General features: G+C 67.3%; 18 protein-coding genes. 15 read left to right on the forward strand and 3 right to left on the reverse strand.

What is annotated here, in order from left to right; all coding sequences use genetic code 11:
• The first annotated feature begins 7 nt into the window (after positions 1–7).
• From QNO06_RS06355 to QNO06_RS06380, 6 genes are all read left to right on the forward strand, one after another.
• Positions 8–991, forward strand: a complete 984-nt coding sequence (locus tag QNO06_RS06355) for a bifunctional riboflavin kinase/FAD synthetase (RefSeq protein ID WP_227913992.1) — start codon at positions 8–10, stop codon at positions 989–991.
• Positions 992–1137: 146 nt separating this feature from the next.
• Entirely contained in the window at positions 1138–1407 is a 270-nt protein-coding gene (gene rpsO, locus QNO06_RS06360) for a 30S ribosomal protein S15 (RefSeq protein WP_227913993.1), read from the forward strand.
• Between the two features lie 342 nt (positions 1408–1749).
• Positions 1750–3975 (forward strand): polyribonucleotide nucleotidyltransferase, encoded by a 2226-nt coding sequence (locus QNO06_RS06365; RefSeq protein ID WP_284162889.1) that lies wholly within the window; start codon positions 1750–1752, stop codon positions 3973–3975.
• Positions 3976–5370, forward strand: coding sequence for a M16 family metallopeptidase (locus QNO06_RS06370; protein ID WP_227913995.1), 1395 nt, complete (start codon positions 3976–3978; stop codon positions 5368–5370).
• 278 nt (positions 5371–5648) lie between these two features.
• Complete coding sequence (locus QNO06_RS06375) at positions 5649–6755, forward strand: DUF222 domain-containing protein (protein ID WP_284162892.1); 1107 nt, start codon at positions 5649–5651, stop codon at positions 6753–6755.
• Entirely contained in the window at positions 6733–7050 is a 318-nt protein-coding gene (locus QNO06_RS06380) for an HNH endonuclease (protein ID WP_227913997.1), read from the forward strand. The genes QNO06_RS06375 and QNO06_RS06380 overlap by 23 nt, the downstream gene beginning before the upstream one ends.
• Here the strand turns inward: QNO06_RS06380 and QNO06_RS06385 are convergent.
• Positions 7047–7307, reverse strand: coding sequence for a MoaD/ThiS family protein (locus tag QNO06_RS06385; protein ID WP_227913998.1), 261 nt, complete (start codon positions 7305–7307; stop codon positions 7047–7049). The two genes, QNO06_RS06380 and QNO06_RS06385, sit on opposite strands and share 4 nt — an antisense overlap.
• Positions 7308–8510 carry a GTP 3',8-cyclase MoaA gene (gene moaA / locus QNO06_RS06390; RefSeq protein ID WP_442860191.1) on the reverse strand — a complete coding sequence of 401 codons (1203 nt, stop codon included), beginning with the start codon at positions 8508–8510 and terminating at the stop codon, positions 7308–7310.
• Between the two features lie 38 nt (positions 8511–8548).
• Between moaA and modA the strand changes: the two genes are divergently transcribed.
• The 9 genes from modA (at position 8549) to QNO06_RS06435 (ending at position 15958) form a co-directional block, all read left to right on the forward strand.
• Positions 8549–9337, forward strand: a complete 789-nt coding sequence (gene modA / locus QNO06_RS06395; protein WP_227914000.1) for a molybdate ABC transporter substrate-binding protein — start codon at positions 8549–8551, stop codon at positions 9335–9337.
• The gene (locus QNO06_RS06400) at positions 9327–10172 is read left to right on the forward strand and encodes an ABC transporter permease (protein ID WP_227914001.1); all 846 of its coding nucleotides are present in this window, start codon (positions 9327–9329) and stop codon (positions 10170–10172) included. The genes modA and QNO06_RS06400 overlap by 11 nt, the downstream gene beginning before the upstream one ends.
• A complete protein-coding gene (locus QNO06_RS06405; protein ID WP_227914002.1) occupies positions 10169–11791 on the forward strand; it encodes a molybdopterin-dependent oxidoreductase in 1623 nt (540 codons plus the stop codon). The genes QNO06_RS06400 and QNO06_RS06405 overlap by 4 nt, the downstream gene beginning before the upstream one ends.
• A gap of 52 nt (positions 11792–11843) precedes the next feature.
• A complete protein-coding gene (locus QNO06_RS06410; RefSeq protein ID WP_227914003.1) occupies positions 11844–13211 on the forward strand; it encodes a molybdopterin molybdotransferase MoeA in 1368 nt (455 codons plus the stop codon).
• 124 nt (positions 13212–13335) lie between these two features.
• Positions 13336–13761: a cyclic pyranopterin monophosphate synthase MoaC gene (gene moaC / locus QNO06_RS06415; protein WP_231708843.1), complete on the forward strand. Its 426-nt coding sequence runs from the start codon at positions 13336–13338 to the stop codon at positions 13759–13761.
• Positions 13758–14261 (forward strand): MogA/MoaB family molybdenum cofactor biosynthesis protein, encoded by a 504-nt coding sequence (locus QNO06_RS06420; protein ID WP_227914005.1) that lies wholly within the window; start codon positions 13758–13760, stop codon positions 14259–14261. The genes moaC and QNO06_RS06420 overlap by 4 nt, the downstream gene beginning before the upstream one ends.
• On the forward strand, positions 14251–14688 hold the full coding sequence (locus QNO06_RS06425; RefSeq protein ID WP_227914006.1) for a molybdenum cofactor biosynthesis protein MoaE: 438 nt from the start codon (positions 14251–14253) through the stop codon (positions 14686–14688). Before QNO06_RS06420 ends, QNO06_RS06425 begins: the two co-directional genes overlap by 11 nt.
• Before the next feature lie 20 nt (positions 14689–14708).
• Positions 14709–15467 (forward strand): 4-hydroxy-tetrahydrodipicolinate reductase, encoded by a 759-nt coding sequence (gene dapB, locus QNO06_RS06430; RefSeq protein WP_227914007.1) that lies wholly within the window; start codon positions 14709–14711, stop codon positions 15465–15467.
• A gap of 8 nt (positions 15468–15475) precedes the next feature.
• Positions 15476–15958, forward strand: coding sequence for a hypothetical protein (locus tag QNO06_RS06435; protein ID WP_227914008.1), 483 nt, complete (start codon positions 15476–15478; stop codon positions 15956–15958).
• Here the strand turns inward: QNO06_RS06435 and QNO06_RS06440 are convergent.
• Positions 15955–17130: a heparan-alpha-glucosaminide N-acetyltransferase domain-containing protein gene (locus tag QNO06_RS06440; protein WP_227914009.1), complete on the reverse strand. Its 1176-nt coding sequence runs from the start codon at positions 17128–17130 to the stop codon at positions 15955–15957. The two genes, QNO06_RS06435 and QNO06_RS06440, sit on opposite strands and share 4 nt — an antisense overlap.
• Between the last annotated feature and the right edge of the window lie 31 nt (positions 17131–17161).

The raw sequence follows: 17161 nt of genomic DNA on the forward strand, positions 1-17161 counted from the left end.
AGCCTGCGTGTACTACTGGAATGACCTGGCGGAGATACCGGCCGGCATTGGTCCGACAGTAATCACCATCGGCAACTTCGACGGCGTGCATCTGGGCCACCAGCATGTGCTGAACCGCTTGGTCAAGGCGGCCCGGGAACAGGACGCGGCAGCGGTAGCCATTTCCTTTGACCCGCACCCCGCCCAGGTGCACCGTCCCGAAAGCGCCCCGGAACTCATCATGGGTACCGTGGACCGGGTCCAGGCGCTTGCTGACACCGGCCTGGACGGGCTGCTGATGATGCACTATGACATGGACCTCGCGTCCCTGACGGCCGAGGAATTTGTCCGGACCGTCCTCGTGGACGCACTGCACGCCAAGACCGTGGTCATCGGCCACGACGTGCGCTTCGGCCGCGGCAACGCCGGAGACCTGGAGACCATGCGCGCCCTCGGTGCCGAACTGGGGTTCGACGTCGAAGCGGTGGACGACTTCGGTGCCCTGGCGGACGGTCCGGCCTCAGGGCGGCGCTGTTCCTCTACCTGGATTCGTGAGGCGCTGCGGGAAGGCGATGTCCGCACAGCTGCCCGCCTTCTCGGCCGCACCCACCGGATGCGCGGGGAAGTGGTGCACGGCGCCGCCCGCGGCCGCGAACTCGGGTTCCCCACTGCCAACCTGGCACCGGAAGCTTCCGGCCTCATCCCAGCCGACGGTATTTACGCCGGGTGGCTCGTGGACGAGGCCGGTGCCCGCTGGCCGGCCGCGGTGTCCGTCGGGTCCAATCCGACCTTCGAGGGGGTTAGCCGCCAGGTTGAAGCGCACGTCATCGACCGCCCGGCTGAGGACGTGCACGATTTCAACCTGTACGGCCAGCACGTGGTGGTGGAGTTCGTGGAGCGGCTGCGCGGCATGGTCGCCTACACCGGGCCCGAAGCGCTGGTGGAGCAGATGCGCCTCGACGTCGAACGCACCAGAAATGTGCTTTCGACAGAAACCGCCGCGGGCAGGTAAACTGGATTCAAATTCGGCTGCGGTCCGTGGCGGCTGAATTTCTTTGTGTTCCGGGGTGTGAGCCCCAGGGGTCATCCCAAGGAGCGGAAAGATTCCCGGCAGCGAAGTGCTGACTCGGGCCTCACGGCACAACTCTAGGAGTTACATTGGCACTCGATCCCGCCGTCAAGCAGGAGATCATCCGGGAATTCGCTCGGGCTGAAGGGGACACCGGTTCCCCCGAGGTTCAGGTTGCTGTGCTTTCGCGCCGCATCCTCGACCTGACCGAGCACCTGAAGACCCACAAGCACGACCACCACACCCGCCGCGGCCTGATGGCCCTGGTTGGTCGCCGTCGTCGTATGCTTACCTACCTGCGCGAGACCGACATCGCCCGCTACCGTGCGCTCATCGAGCGCCTCGGCCTGCGTCGATAGTCTTTGTGAAAGGCGGCACCTGTGCATCAGCACGGGGAGCCGCCTTTTGCGCAGGCAGGCATGGACACCGGGAAAGCCGGAAGCGCACCTGTCTGATTGACGAACGGGTCCCCTGAACCGGGGACCCGCAAGCAGCAAAAAGAAACACGCAGCAAAGAAGAAAACAGCAGGAGTCAGCCAGCATCGCAGCATTCGCGGTCCTCGGTAGTGGTCTCCGGGAGATTTCAGCCCGTGGACCTCGATCGAAGACCGGGTGTTGAACGTACGGCACGGCCGTACGGACGGAAGTTTGAAACGGTGCTGGGTGCCTCCGCCCACAGAAGAAACGGAGGTGGCTCTCATATGGAGGGTCCCGAAATTCAGTTCTCAGAAGCCGTCATTGACAACGGCAAATACGGCACGCGCGTTATCCGGTTCGAAACCGGACGCCTTGCCCAGCAGGCAGCCGGCGCCGCAATGGTCTACATCGACGAAGACACCGCCCTGCTCTCGGCCACGTCCGCCGGCAAGTCCCCGCGTGAAGGTTTCGATTTCTTCCCGCTGACCGTGGACGTCGAGGAGCGTATGTACGCTGCCGGCCGCATCCCGGGCTCGTTCTTCCGCCGCGAAGGCCGCCCGTCCACCGAAGCCATCCTGGCCTGCCGCCTGATGGACCGCCCGCTGCGCCCCGCCTTTGTGAAGGGCCTGCGCAACGAGGTCCAGATTGTGGTCACCGTGCTGGCGATCAACCCCGACGTGCTTTACGACGTGGTTGCCATCAACGCTTCCTCCATGTCCACCCAGCTGAGCGGCCTGCCGTTCTCCGGCCCGATCGGCGGCGTCCGCGTTGCCCTGGTCGACGGCCAGTGGGTTGCCTTCCCCAAGCACTCCGAGCTGGAGCGCGCCGTGTTCTCCATGGTGGTTGCCGGCCGCATTGCCGGTGACGACGTCGCCATCATGATGGTCGAGGCCGAAGCCACCGACAACGCCTGGAACCTCATCAAGGACGAGGGCGCTACCGCCCCGACCGAAGAGGTTGTTGCAGAAGGCCTTGAGGCTGCAAAGCCGTTCATCAAGGTTCTGTGCGACGCCCAGTCGGACCTGGCCGCACGCGCTGCCAAGCCCACCGTCGAGTTCCCGATCTTCCTGGACTACCAGGACGACGTGTACGAGGCCGTTGAAGCTGCAGCTGCCGAGAAGCTGGCCAAGGTCTTCTCCATCGCCGACAAGCAGGAGCGCGACGCTGCTTCCGACGAGCTGAAGAACGAAATCAAGGCTTCCCTTGCCGAGAAGTTCGAAGGCCGCGAAGGAGAAATCTCCGCAGCTTTCCGCTCCGTCACCAAGCAGGTTGTGCGCCAGCGCATCCTCAAGGAGCAGGTCCGCATCGACGGCCGCGGCCTGACGGACATCCGCCAGCTCACCGCCGAGGTCGAGGTCCTGCCCCGCGTGCACGGTTCGGCCATCTTCGAGCGCGGCGAAACCCAGATCCTGGGCGTCACCACGCTGAACATGCTGAAGATGGAACAGCAGATCGATTCGCTGTCGCCGGTAACGCGCAAGCGCTACATGCACAACTACAACTTCCCGCCGTACTCCACCGGTGAGACCGGCCGCGTGGGCTCGCCCAAGCGACGCGAAATCGGCCACGGCGCCCTCGCCGAGCGCGCACTGGTTCCGGTGCTGCCCTCGCGTGAAGAGTTCCCGTACGCCATCCGCCAGGTATCCGAGGCGCTCAGCTCCAACGGCTCCACCTCCATGGGCTCGGTCTGCGCTTCCACGCTGTCCATGCTCAACGCCGGCGTACCGCTGCGCGCACCGGTTGCCGGCATCGCCATGGGCCTGGTCTCCGACCAGGTTGACGGCGAAACCCGCTACGCAGCCCTGACCGATATCCTCGGCGCCGAAGATGCCTTCGGTGACATGGACTTCAAGGTTGCCGGTACCTCCGAGTTCGTCACGGCCATCCAGCTGGACACCAAGCTCGACGGTATCCCCGCCTCCGTGCTGGCAGCAGCGCTGAAGCAGGCCCGCGAAGCTCGCCTGCACATCCTCGACGTGATGCAGGCCGCCATTGACGCACCGGACGAGCTCTCCGAGTTCGCTCCGCGCATCATCTCGGTGAAGATCCCCGTGGATAAGATCGGCGAGGTCATTGGCCCGAAGGGCAAGATGATCAACCAGATCCAGGAGGACACCGGTGCCGTCATCTCCATCGAAGATGACGGCACCGTCCTCATCGGCGCAACCGACGGCGGCTCCGCCGAGGCTGCCCGCGCGGCGATCAACGCGATCGCCAATCCGATGGTTCCGGAAATCGGCGAGCGTTACCTGGGTACGGTCGTCAAGACCACCACCTTCGGTGCCTTCGTCTCCCTGACCCCGGGCAAGGACGGCCTGCTGCACATCTCCGAGCTGCGTAAGCTCGCCGGCGGCAAGCGCGTGGACAACGTCGACGACGTCGTCTCCGTGGGCCAGAAGGTCCAGGTCGAAATCACCAAGATCGATGACCGCGGAAAGCTTTCGCTCTCCCCGGTGGTTGCTGAAGACGCCGAAGGCGACGAAGCAGCAGAAACCGAGTCTGCAGAGTAAATGCCGGACTTTTCCGATGGTGCCCGTCCCGTGTCCGCTTCGCAGGGACACGGGACGGTCGTCAAGCTTCCACTGACCACGTTGCCCTCCGACCCGACCCTCGTGGTCGGCACTCCGGGAGGCGCTGTCGTGCGCCGTTCGGTGCTGCCCGGCGGCGTCCGGGTACTGACGGAGGAAATGCCCGGCCAGCGGAGTACGGCCATCGGATTCTGGGTTGGGGTCGGCTCGCGGGATGAAGCCGCGGGCCGGCACGGCTCCACCCACTTCCTTGAGCACCTGCTGTTCAAGGGCACCAGCCGCCGTTCGGCGCTGGACATCGCCTCGGCTTTTGACGAGGTGGGCGGTGAGTCCAATGCGGCCACCGCCAAGGAGAGCACCTGCTATTACGCACGGGTGCTCGACACCGACCTTCCCATGGCCATTGACGTCATCACCGACATGGTCACCTCCGCCGTCCTGGACCCGGACGAGCTGGAGCAGGAGCGCGACGTCATCCTGGAAGAAATTGCCATGGACAATGACGATCCCGCGGACCTGTGCCACGAACGCTTCTCCGAAGCCGTTCTCGGGGACCACCCGCTGGGACGTCCCATCGGCGGTACCCCGGAAGCCATCCGCAGCGTCTCGCGCGAAGCAGTGCTGGAGCACTACCACCGGTACTACCGTCCCTCGGAACTGGTGGTTACTGCTGCCGGCGGACTGGACCATGACCAGGTCTGCACCCTCGTTTTTGAAGCCCTCCGCACTGCTGGCTGGGACCTTGATCCTGCAGCCACACCGTCTCCCCGCCGCAACACCGAACCCGCACTGATCTCCGGCACCGCGGGCGTACACGTATACAACCGGCCGGTGGAGCAGGCGAACATCGTGATGGGCTGCCCGTCGCTGACTGCCACGGATGACCGTCGCTTTGCGATGAGCGTGCTGAACACGATCCTCGGCGGCGGCATGTCCTCGCGCCTGTTCCAGGAGATCCGCGAGAAGCGCGGCCTGGTGTACTCCACCTACTCCTTCTCGGCGTCGTACGCCGACGCCGGCTACTTCGGCATGTACGCCGGTTGCTCTCCTGCCAAGACCCGGCAGGTCATTGACCTGCTCGGGAGCGAACTTGAGCGCCTGGCGGCCGACGGCGTTGAGCCGGCGGAACTTGCCAAGGCCCTGGGCCAGATTTCCGGTGGCATGGTTCTCGGGCTGGAGGACTCCGGTTCGCGGATGTCCCGGCTCGGGCGTGCTGAACTGGTCAGCGGCGAATTCATCGACATTGACGAGTCCCTGCGGCGGATCCACTCCGTCACTGCGGAGCAGGTCCAGGAGCTGGCCGCTGAGCTGGCTGCGGCGCCGCGGACCATCACGGTGGTTGGACCCTTCGAGTCAGCGACGGAATTGGGCTTCTAGCCGCACTTCGTCAAAGCCGGGAACGCTGGGCGTTCCCGGCTTTTGCTGTTTCCCTGGGCTGTGGGAGGGGTGTGAGGGGGCGTGTGGGGCGGCGCGTGTCGACGCGCCGGATGCTGGTACCTGTATGTCCAAGTACTTTATCCACAGCCCCCAAACACCCGTTGTTGCGGCCTTTTGCCGCCGTTACTATCGAACACATGTTCGAATCAACAGGTACTCACGGCAGCGCCGGACCGCACTTAAGACTTGCAGATGCGGGCCCGCACGCTGCGTTTGAGATGCACCCGAAAGCGGCATCAACTGCCGCAGTAGCTGCCCTGACGCTGGGACTTTCTTCGCCTGACACGCTGGCCGCGATTGCTGCTGATTCCGATGCGGGGCTTGTTGACCGGCTCCGTGCTTTGGAGGAGCTGAAGGCTGCTGCGTGTGCGGCGCAGGCCCGGGTGGCGGCGGCGTTGGACGTGTCCGTGCGTGCGGCTCATGCCCGGGCCGGGCTGCCGGCGGAGAAGCATGGTGTGGGCGTTGGAGCGCAGGTGGCTTTGGCGTGGCGGGAGTCTCCGGCCCGCGGCGGCCGGATTCTGGGCTTCGCGAAGGCCTTGACCCGGGAGATGCCGTGCACGCTCAAAGCGTTCTCGGAAGGCCACATCAGTGAGTGGCGGGCGACCCTGCTGGTCCGCGAGACTGCCTGCCTGTCCGTGGCGGACCGGCAACTGGTGGACCGTGAAATCGCCGGGGATCCTGCCGGGTTGGACGGGTTGGGGGATGGACGCCTGATTGCGAGGATCCGGAAGATCACGTACCGGCTTGATCAGGCCGCGTTGGTGCGGCGGGCGGCGAAGGCGGAGGCGGACCGGTTTGTGTCCTGCCGTCCGGCTCCGGACACCATGACGTACCTGACGGGTCTGCTGCCGGTGGCCCAGGGGGTTGCGGTGTATGCGGCCTTGTGCCGGGCTGCGGATTCGTTGCGGGCCCGGGGCGATGCCCGCGGCCGGGGGCAGATCATGGCTGACACGATGGTTGAACGCATCACCGGCCAGGCAAAGGCTGAGCAGGTGCCGGTGGAAGTGCAGCTGGTAATGACGGACCGAACCCTGCTGGCCGAAGATAAGGAGCCGGCATACCTGGCCGGGTACGGGGTGGTTCCGGCACCGTGGGCACGGAACCTGGTAGGCAAGGGCGCCCGTCGAAGGGCTCAGAAGACAGGGAAGCCGGGGGAGTCGGGGGAAACGGGGGAGTCCTCTCCCGGATTCTGGCTGCGCCGCCTCTACACGGCCCCGAGTTCCGGGGAGCTGCTGGCCATGGACTCGAAGGCCCGGGTTCGTACCGGTGTCCCTGGCCCGATTGATCACGGTACGGGACCAGATGTGCCGGACCCCGTGGTGTGATGCGCCGATCCGGCACCAGGACCATATTCGGCCGCACCGTGACGACGGTCCCACGGAGGCAGCCAATATCCAGGGGCTGTGCGAGGCGTGCAACCAGGCCAAGGAGGCACCAGGCTGGAAGGCAACAGTCATCGGGGCACCCGGCACCACCGATCAGCCGACACCGCGGGTCCGGAAGGCCACTGCTGCCCCAACCGCCCGGAAGGCCACGTGTGCCCGCTGGCACACTGTGGAGATCAGCACGCCAACCGGCCATCGGTACCGGTCGACGGCTCCACCCTTGCCGGGCGCCTAACCCCCGGCGAACGGGGGCAGGATATCCACAACGTCGCCCTCCTGCAGAAGCATGGCCCGATCCTGGGCTGCGGTTTCATTCACCAGGAACGTACTGCGCGCAATCACGGTGGCAAGCACCGGCACCCCGGGCCCGGCGGCCGGATACTTCGCACCCAGCTTTTCCGCCAGTTCGCCCAGTGTCAGGGGTCCTTCATCCAGGGTTTCTTCTTCTGTGCCGGCTGCCGCTTTCGCAGCGCCGAAATATCGGATCAGCACCTAGCCACCTATCGCGCTCATGGTTCGTTCAGGCTGTACATAGTCGGGCGCACCCAGCCCAACGTGGGCCATCCCGTGGGCCTTCGGTTTGCCCCACATTGCTTCCTGCCACCGCCGGACCACCGCGTCGTCGTCCACTCCGCTGCGCATCAAGGCGAGCAGGTCTGTTTCCTCGTGGGAGAAAAGGCAGCTGCGCACTTTCCCCTCTGCCGTGACCCGGGTCCGCACACACTCGGCACAGAACGGCTCCGTGACGGAGGCAATGATCCCCACCGTGCCGGCCACGGTTTCCGGCGTGGCCCGCCGACGGACCTCCCACCGCTGGGCAGGAGCACCGTTGCGTTCCCGGGGGTCCGGAGTCAGGACGAAGTCCCGCTCCAGCAGGCTCCGCATCTCGGCGGCGGTGATCATGCCGTCGCGGGTCCAGCCATGGTCGGCATCGAGCGGCATCTGCTCAATGAAACGCAGCTCGAAACCGTTGCTGACGGCCCATTCCAGCAGATCCGGGGCCTCGGCGTCGTTGATGCCGCGCATCAGCACCGCATTGATCTTCACAAGACCCAGGCCCACCCGCGCCGCTTCCTCCAACCCGCGCAGCACACGGTCCAGGAAAGGCCGCCGGGTCAGCTGCGCAAAAGTGTCCGGATGCAGGGAATCGAGGGAAACGTTTATGCGGGTCAGGCCCGCCTCCTTGAGTGCCTGGGCCTTTTTGTCCAGGCCCAGGCCGTTGGTGGTTAGCGAGATCGGCAGATCGGGATGGTTGGCCCGGATCCCGGCAATAATGTCCACCAGATCGGCACGCACCAGCGGTTCGCCGCCGGTCAGGCGCAGCTCCCGCACCCCCAGCCGGTCCACACCGATACGGACCAGCCGCACAATTTCGTCCCGTGACAGGACTTTGTCCTTGGCCAGCCAGTCCAACCCCTCGGCGGGCATGCAATACGTGCAGCGGAGGTTGCATTTGTCCGTCAGTGAGAGGCGCATATCGGTGGCCCTGCGCCCATACCTGTCCAGCAGGCCGTCCGCCGCGGCGGGGCCGGGGGACAGCACAGCCGTGGCCGGCGCTTCAGCAGCCGCCGGAACCGGGGCCATCGGTACGCTGAATTCTGCTGTACTGGACTCTGATGTACTAGTTGGTGATGATCCGGTCCCCGGTGCGTGTGGGGAAGGGCCAACGGCAGGCATTCCCAGCTGTATTCCCATCCCTCGAGGTTACGCTCTTTCACAGTTAGGCTCTATGAATGCGCTTTGTTCTCCGGGTCCGCAGGACCTTGGCGGCGTGCGCGGCGGTTTTCCTGGCCACGTGCACGGCCGCGTGTGCGTCCACCGGCTCCGGCGCAGAGGGCGACGGCGGCGTCACCGTTTTCGCCGCATCGTCCCTCACTGACGTGGTGGAGACGCTGAACGCCGCGTACGACGGCGGGGGGAAGCTGCGCATCAACGTTGGTTCCAGCAGCCAGCTCGTGGCACAACTGCAGTCGGGGGCGCAGGCCGACGTCGTGATCACCGCTGATCTTGAATCGCTTGACCCCCTGCGCGCATCCGGCCTGCTGGCGGAGGAAACCGTGCTGGCCAGCAACACGCTGGTCCTGGCTTATGCGCCGGGCAATCCCGCCGGAATTGCAGCGCTGGGCGACGCCGCGAACGACGCGGTGCGCACCGCCGTCTGCGCTCCTTCCGTTCCCTGCGGCCGGGCTGCGGAGCGGATCCTGGTAACCGCCGGCCTGGCCTTGCAGGCCCCCAGCATCGAGGACAGCGTGCGATCAGTGCTGGCCAAGGTGTCCACCGGGCAGGCCGACGCCGGTTTTGTCTACCGGACCGACGCCCTGGCAGCAGCGGGCACGGGCGTTGGATTCCTGCCGCTGGATGATCCGGCACCAAACCGTTATCCGGCCGCCCTGACCGCCGAAGGAGCCGGAAATGCCAGTGCCGCAGCGTTCTATGAATGGCTCACCGGCTCCGATGCCGCAGCCATCCTCGCCGAGGCAGGCTTCGGCCCCGCCGGCACAGGACACACCGATGCCCCCTAATACTTCCGTCCCTGCCCGCGCTCGGACTTCCCTGCGGGACCGGGAAGCGCGCGCAACCACACCCGGCTGGCTCTGGCTGCCGGCCGGTCTCGCCCTGCTGCTGTGTGCCGGACCCGTTGCCGCCCTGCTGCTGAACGTCCCGTGGACCTCCCTTTCAGACCTGCTGGACTCGGACCAGGCCCGGACCGCGCTGGGGCTGTCCCTGGCCACCTCGGTTATCTCCACGCTGATCTGCGTCCTGCTGGGGCTGCCGCTGGCTGTCCTGTTCAGCAAACTCGAGGGGCCCGCTATACAGCTCATGCGAGGGATCCTGCTGATCCCGCTGGTACTCTCACCCGTCGTCTCCGGCATTGCCCTGCTCTATTTCTGGGGCAGGCACGGGATTGCCGGCCGGCTGTTGGGCGCAGCAGGGCTCGACGTCGGCTACTCACCGGCCGCCGTAGTGATTGTCCAGGTGTTCGTGTCGCTGCCGTTTTTTGTGGTCGCCTCGTTGAACAGCCTTTCGGCCGTGGACCGGGACCTGGAAATGGCTGCCGCCACCTCGGGTGCCGGCCCAACCGCCATCCTGCGCCACATCACCCTTCCCCTGGCGCTGCCCGGCATTGTGGCCGGAGCGCTGCTGGCTTTTGCCCGCTCCCTGGGTGAATACGGGGCAACCATCACCTTCGCCGGAAGCATCGAAGGCCGCACCCGCACCCTGCCGCTGCAAATCGAGCTGAGCCTGAACTCCAACCAGCCGCAGGCGGCACTGGGGATCTGCCTGATGCTCATTGCCCTGTACCTTCTGGTCCTGCTGCTGGCCCGGCTCGGCGCCGGACGGCTGCTGCCGCGATGAGCGGACCGGAGGCGGCACCGGAGCCGCCCGCCCCCGGCGGAAAGCCGGACGGAACTCCTGCCGAACGTCCAGCAGGTAAGCCCGCTCCCGCTCAGCGGCGGATCCGCGGCTGGGCGGCAGGGGCGGGACTGGTGGCAGCCTGCCTGGGCATCGCAGCCGGGGAGCTGTTCGCGGCATTCTTGAGTCCGTCGCTGTCCCCGGTCTCGGCCGTCGGCTCAGTGGTCATCAATGCCGTTCCCGGACCCGTCAAGGACGCAGCCATTGCCCTGTTCGGCACTGCGGACAAAGCCGCCCTGCTGGCAGGCATGGGACTGATCATTGCCCTCGCTGCTATTGCAGCAGGGGTACTGGAATTGCGCCGCCCGCCCGCCGGGTCACTGATCCTTGGTGCCTTCGGAGCGGCGGGGCTGGCTGCTGTCCTGACCCGTCCCCAGTCAGCCGTCCTCTCCATTGTTCCGCCGCTGGCTGCCGCCGTCGTCGCCGTCATGGTCCTGCGCTGGCTCGCCGTGCGTGTCCGCGCCCTGGCTGCGGCGCCCGCACCCGCTGACGCGGCCGTGAGCCGCCGGGCGGTCCTGGTCTCGGTCGGCGGGGGAGCGCTGGTGGCCCTGCTCGGTGCGGCGCTGGCCGGCATTGCCCGCGGCGGGCAGGCCGGAGTAGCTGCCGTGCGCGACGCTGTACGGCTGCCCTCTCCCGCCCGCGCCGCGGCACCGATTCCGGCGGGGGCTGAACTGGCCGTGGACGGGCTGACTCCGCTGGTGACTGACGCTGCGGACTTTTACCGCATCGACACGGCGCTGAGCGTGCCCGCCATCGATCCGGAGAACTGGCGCCTGCGGGTCACCGGCATGGTGGACCGCGAAGTGGAGCTCAGCTACGCGGACCTGCTGGCCAAACCCCTGCAGGAAAGCTTCGTGACCCTTGCGTGTGTATCCAACGAGGTGGGCGGAAACCTGATCGGCAATGCCCGCTGGCTGGGGTGGCCGGTGCGCGAGCTGCTGGCCTCGGCCGGAGTGCGGCTCGGCGCGGACATGGTGCTCTCCACCAGTAACGACGGGTGGAGCGCGTCCACCCCGCTGGAGGCCCTCACGGACAGCCGCGACGCGCTGCTGGCCGTGGGCATGAACGGGGAACCGCTGCCGCTGGAACACGGTTTCCCGGTCCGCCTGGTGGTCCCCGGACTCTACGGCTACGTTTCCGCCACCAAGTGGGTGACCGAACTGCGGGTGACCCGATTCGCCGATGACACCGCCTACTGGACCGAACGCGGCTGGGGCGAGCGCGGGCCCGTCAAGCTGTCCTCCCGCATCGACGTTCCCGGCCGCAAGCCTGTGCAGGCCGGCACAGTGACGGTGGCGGGCGTGGCCTGGGCGCAGCACACTGGAATCAGTGCCGTCCAGGTCCGCGTTGACGACGGCGACTGGCAGGACTCGGAACTGGCCGCCGGAATTTCGGCGGACACCTGGCGGCAGTACCGGATTCCTGTTGACCTGTCGCCGGGCGGACACGACATCACCGTGCGGGCCGTGGATGCCAACGGCACTGTGCAGACCGACGAGAAACGGTCGGTGCTTCCCGACGGCGCCACCGGCCTGCATACAATTCGGGTGACGGTGCGCTGAGGCCAGGGCGCCGGGCCCGATGCTCCATCCCGCCGTCTCCACTAGGAGGAAGATGTCCACGCAGCCCCTTCCACAAGGCGCCCCCCGCGCCCCAGAGCAGGTCCCGCACGGCGGACAGCACAGTGCTTCCGGACAGCACTCCGCCCACGGTGCGCGCAGTGTTGCCGAGCACCGCGAAGCCGTCCGGGAGCTGCTCGCTACCTGGTTCGAAGCACACCCGCCGGCCCGGGAGACGGTGGGGCTGGCTAGTGCCGCGGGCCGGGTGCTGGCCGAGGACGTGTATGCGCCGGGAAACCTTCCGCCGTTTACGAATTCCCAAATGGACGGTTACGCGGTCCGGTCGGCTGACCTTGTTCCCGACGCCGTTCCCGGTCCCTATAGCGGCCCCGGCACCACCGCCCCGGCCGCTGGCCTGGTCCGGCTGGCCCGGGCTGCCTCCATTCCCGCCGGGACCGCCCCGGCTGCGCTGCAGCCCGGAACCGCTGCACCCGTCATGACCGGGGCGATGCTGCCCGCGGGGGCAGACGCCGTCGTGCCGATTGAGGCCTGCCGCCCCGACCGCTTCCTTCCGCCGGAGACCGCGGGGACCGTGGACCTGCCGGCTGCTGTTCCGGCCGGGCAGTTTGTGCGGACCGCAGGCAGCGACATAGCCGCCGGCAGCCTCGCGCTGGCAGCCGGAACGGTTCTTGGTCCGCTGCAACTGGGGCTGCTGGCCGGCCTGGGCCTGGCCGAGGTGCCCGTCCGGGCCCGCCCGCGCGTGCTGCTGCTGACCACCGGAGACGAGGTCCGGGAACCCGGCCAGCAACTGGACCCGGGCCAGATCCACGATGCCAACACCACCTTGCTGCGGACCTCTTTGGAGCAGGCCGGGGCACAAGTGCTCCGCTCCCGGATCCTGGCCGACTCCCCGGAGGAGTTCTCCGCCCTGCTCCGCGCCGATCTGGTTGCCGACGCACCGGATTTAGTGCTCAGCTCGGGCGGCATCAGCAAGGGTGCGTACGAGGTGGTGCGGCAGGCGTTGGCCTCGGCCGATGTCCGGTTCCTGTCCGTGGCCATGCAGCCGGGCGGGCCGCAGGGGATCGGCACCGTGGACGGTGTGCCGTTCCTCGGCTTCCCGGGCAACCCGGTCAGCTCGCTGGTCTCCTTCGAAATGTTCCTGCGCCCGGCCCTGGGCACTGTCACCGGCGCCCCGCGGCCGCGCCCGGAGATCCGGGCCCGCCTCACCGAAGCACTGGACAGCCCGGCCGGCAAACACCAGGTGCGGCGCGGACGGTATGCCGGCGGCACGGTGGAACCCGTGGGCGGTCCCGGCTCGCACCTGGTCCACGCCCTGGCCTCCTCGAACGCCCTGGTTTCCATCCCTGCGGGCATCGAACACATTCCGGCCGGCACGGAAGTGACAGTATTGCTGTTGGACTAATTGCCGGTGGGACTAAACGAGCCACCGCATCAAGCGTGCACTGAAAGGACCCCGCGTGAGCGTCGAACCCGAAGATTTACCACCCGCCGGACTGACCCACGTCCGCGAGGACGGGTCCGCTCACATGGTGGACGTGTCAGCCAAGGCTGAGACCACGCGCCAGGCCACCGCCCAGGCGGTACTGCGCAGCACCGAAGACGTGGTCCGGCTGATCGCCGACGGCGGGCTGCCCAAGGGAGACGCGCTGGCCGTGGCCCGGGTGGCCGGGATCATGGCCGCGAAGCAGACCTCCAATCTCATTCCGCTGTGCCATCCGCTGCCGATCACCAAGGTCACAGTGGATTTCACGCCCCGGGGCGGCGACGTCGTCGTCGAGGCCACGGTGAAGACCAAGGCCCTCACCGGCGTCGAAATGGAAGCATTGACCGCCGCCTCCGTTGCCGCCCTGACGCTGTACGACATGATCAAGGCCGTGGACAAGCACGCCCGGATCACGGACACCATGGTGCTCGCCAAATCCGGCGGCAAAAGCGGGGACTGGACGCTGTGAGCGTCTCGCAGCCTGCCGCGTCGCCGCGACGCACCGCCGGCGTGCTGATCGCCTCCACCCGCGCCGCCGCCGGAACCTACCAGGATGAAAGCGGTCCGCTGATAGCGGATTGGCTCTACGCGCTGGGGTATGACATTGTCCTGGCCGAAGTGGTGCCCGACGGAGAGGAAGTGGCCGCTTCCCTGCAGCGCATCCTCGCCCTGGAACCGTCCGTGCTGCTGACCAGCGGCGGCACCGGCCTCAGCCCGGATGACGTCACCCCCGACGCCACCGAACCGCTGCTCGAACGCCACGTGCCCGGCGTCATGGAAGCCATCCGGGCCAAGGGCCTGGCGTCCACACCAATGGCGTCCATCAGCCGCGGTTTCGCCGGCACAGCGGGCCGGACCTTCATCGTCAACCTGCCTGGCTCGCCGGCGGCCGTGGCCGACGGACTGGCCGTGCTGGAACCTATCATCGGCCACATCTGCGGCCAGCTCGAAGGAAAACGTGAACACTAGCCAAGTCCTGAACGCCAAAGTTTCCCGGGAACCGCTGAGCAGCGCCGAGGCGGAACGCCTCGCCTGGTCACCGGACTGCGGGGCCGTGGTGACCTTCAGCGGCATTGTCCGCAACCACGACGACGGCAAGTCCGTGACCTCCCTGGGCTACAGCGCGCATCCGAGCGCCGAATCAGTGCTGGGCCAGACTGCCGCAGCTGTTGCCGCCAAGTACGACGGCGTGCGGATCTGGGTGGCGCACCGCACCGGGAACCTGGACATCGGCGACGCAGCACTGGTGGCCGCCGTGGCATCGGCCCACCGCGGCACGGCCTTCGCGGCCTGCTCCGAGCTGGTGGACACCGTCAAAGCGAACGTACCGATCTGGAAGGAACAGGGCTTCACGGACGGCACAACCGAGTGGGTGGGCGTCAGCGACCGCCCCTGAGCACCGGTAATCTGGTGCACATGAGCGAAAAACTTGCCGTGGCGGTCCTCGGCGCCGCAGGCCGCATGGGATCCGAGGCTGTGGCCGCCGTGCGGGCAGCAGGGGACATGGAGCTCGTTGCAGCCCTGGGCCGCACCGACCCGCTTGAAACCCTCGTCTCCTCCGGAGCGCAGTATGTCGTGGACCTCACCGTGCCGGACAGCACCGAGGCCAACGTCCGCTTCGCCGTCGAACACGGCATGCACGCCGTAGTGGGCACCACGGGCTGGGACGCCGATAGGCTCGCCCGGCTGGAAATATTGCTTCGCGCGTCGCCGGGCACGGGTGTGCTCATCGCTCCGAACTTCGCGCTGGGCTCCGTGCTGGCCTCGGCCTTCGCCGCCAAGGCGGCGCGGTACTTCGAGTCGGTGGAAATCATTGAACTTCACCACCCGGACAAGGTGGATGCCCCATCCGGCACCGCCGTCCGCACGGCCGCGCTGATTGCCGCCGCCCGCAGCGAGGCAGGTGTGCCGGCGTCGCCGGATGCCACCGTGAAACAGCTCGACGGCGCCCGCGGCGCCGACGTGGACGGCGTGCATGTGCACTCAGTCCGGCTGCGCGGACTGGTAGCCCACCAGGAAGTGCTCCTGGGCGGCCCCGGCGAACAGCTGACCATCCGGCACGATTCGTTCGACCGTGCCTCCTTTATGCCCGGCGTGCTGCTGGGGCTGCGCCAGGTGGACGCCCACCCCGGACTGACCGTCGGACTTGACGGCTACCTCAACCTGAACGACTAAGGAACACGTTGTCTTTCTTCACCGGCCTGTTTTCCAACCGCGCCAAACTGGGCGTGGCCCTGGTGACGCTGCTGCTGCTGTTCTACCTGGTGGTCTCCGCGCAGCGGGGTTGGCTGCTGCTGACCTCGTCTGAGCTGACTGCACGCTTTATGGGCGCCGCTTACCTGGTGTTGCCGGTGGTAGGCGCCTGGGCACTGATCCGGGAACTGATGTTCGGTGCGCGGACCGAAAAGATGGCAGTCATCCTGGCCGAAGAAGGCCGCCTGCCCGTTGATGATCTGCCCCGCACACCGGCCGGGCGCATCGTCCGGGAAGCGGCGGACGCGGAATTCCCCAAGTACAAGGCCGAGACCGAAGCTGCACCTGAGGACTGGCGCAGCTGGTTCCGGCTGTCCTGCGCCTACGACGCCGCCGGGGACCGCACCCGTGCCCGGCGTTCCATGCGGCAGGCCGGGAAGCTGTTTGCCGAACGCGCGAAGGCCGGCAGCTAGCGAGCTGCTGAACGGCCGGCCGCTTTCCCGCGCGCCAGCCGGGACGCCCCGGACGTCACGAACTCCAGCGGTCCCCGCGCCTGGATGCGCTGGAACAGGACGGCCAGGACCACGTAGAAGACGGCCTGGATCCAGAACACCGGGAGCGGCTCCAGCGCCGGGTCCTGCTGGTCCACAATGGTCATGACCCATACATGCAGGCTGTACAGCGTCAGGGTCATGGCCCCGGCTGCCGACAGCGGCAGGAGCAGGTTGGGGCGGGCCCTGGTCAGCAGCAGGCACGCACCCAGGACCGCAGCGGCGGTCCCGGAGGCATGCAGCATGTCCAGGCTGGTGTTGGAGTGCGGCCCCGCCAGCGCCAGCCACCACCAGGACCCGGTCTGTTCCACCGGGCTGAGGTTAACCTCAAGCATCCTGGCCAGCGGCAGCCGCTGCCCGGATTCGGTGGCTTCCAGCACCTGCAGGCCGCCCAGTGTGCCCAGCAGGTAGTACGAGGTGAACTTGGCGGCGACGGCGGCGAACACCCCGGCGGCAAGCAGTCCCACCTGCACCGGCAGGTTCTTCAGGTCAAGCCGTCCAATAACCATCCCGAGCAAGATGTAGCTCAGCCACTGCAGCACCGGGTAGAAGCCGGTGACGAATACGTCTGCCGCCAGGGCGGCCGGTTCCTGGAACGAGTCCCACGTGAGGTTGCCGCCGATCTCCGACGGCGCAAGGACTTCCCGCAGCCAGCCGCGCAGCAGGTATGCCAGCACGGGGGAGAGCAGCAACCACCCGGCAGCCCAGACCGCCAGCCGGCGCAGCGGCATGCCGGCAAACGGCAGGGCCAGCAGGAACAACACCGCGTAGTGGAACAGGATGACCGCAATGTTGGTCTCCAATCCACCCAGGGCCAGGCCCACCAGGGCAATGATGACTGCACGGACCGCAATGCCGCGGCGGTCGCGGTTCACGGCCTTCGCCTCGTGGGGCTGGCTGCCACCGGTCAGCAGGGCCAGCCCGACGCCGGACAGCAGCGCGAACAGCGCCGAGGACCGCCCCGAAAAGACCAAGCCGGTAAACGACGGATCCCCGGTCTCCTGGTTGTACAGGGGCATGGTGTGGGTGGCGATCATACCCAGCAGGGCGATCCCGCGGGCAGCATCGATGCCCGTGAGGCGGCGTTGGATCATGCACAGCATCGTCTCACGCCGTACCCGCTTG

It is taken from the genome of Arthrobacter sp. zg-Y20 (genome assembly GCF_030142075.1).
In the GTDB taxonomy this organism is placed as follows: domain Bacteria; phylum Actinomycetota; class Actinomycetes; order Actinomycetales; family Micrococcaceae; genus Arthrobacter_B.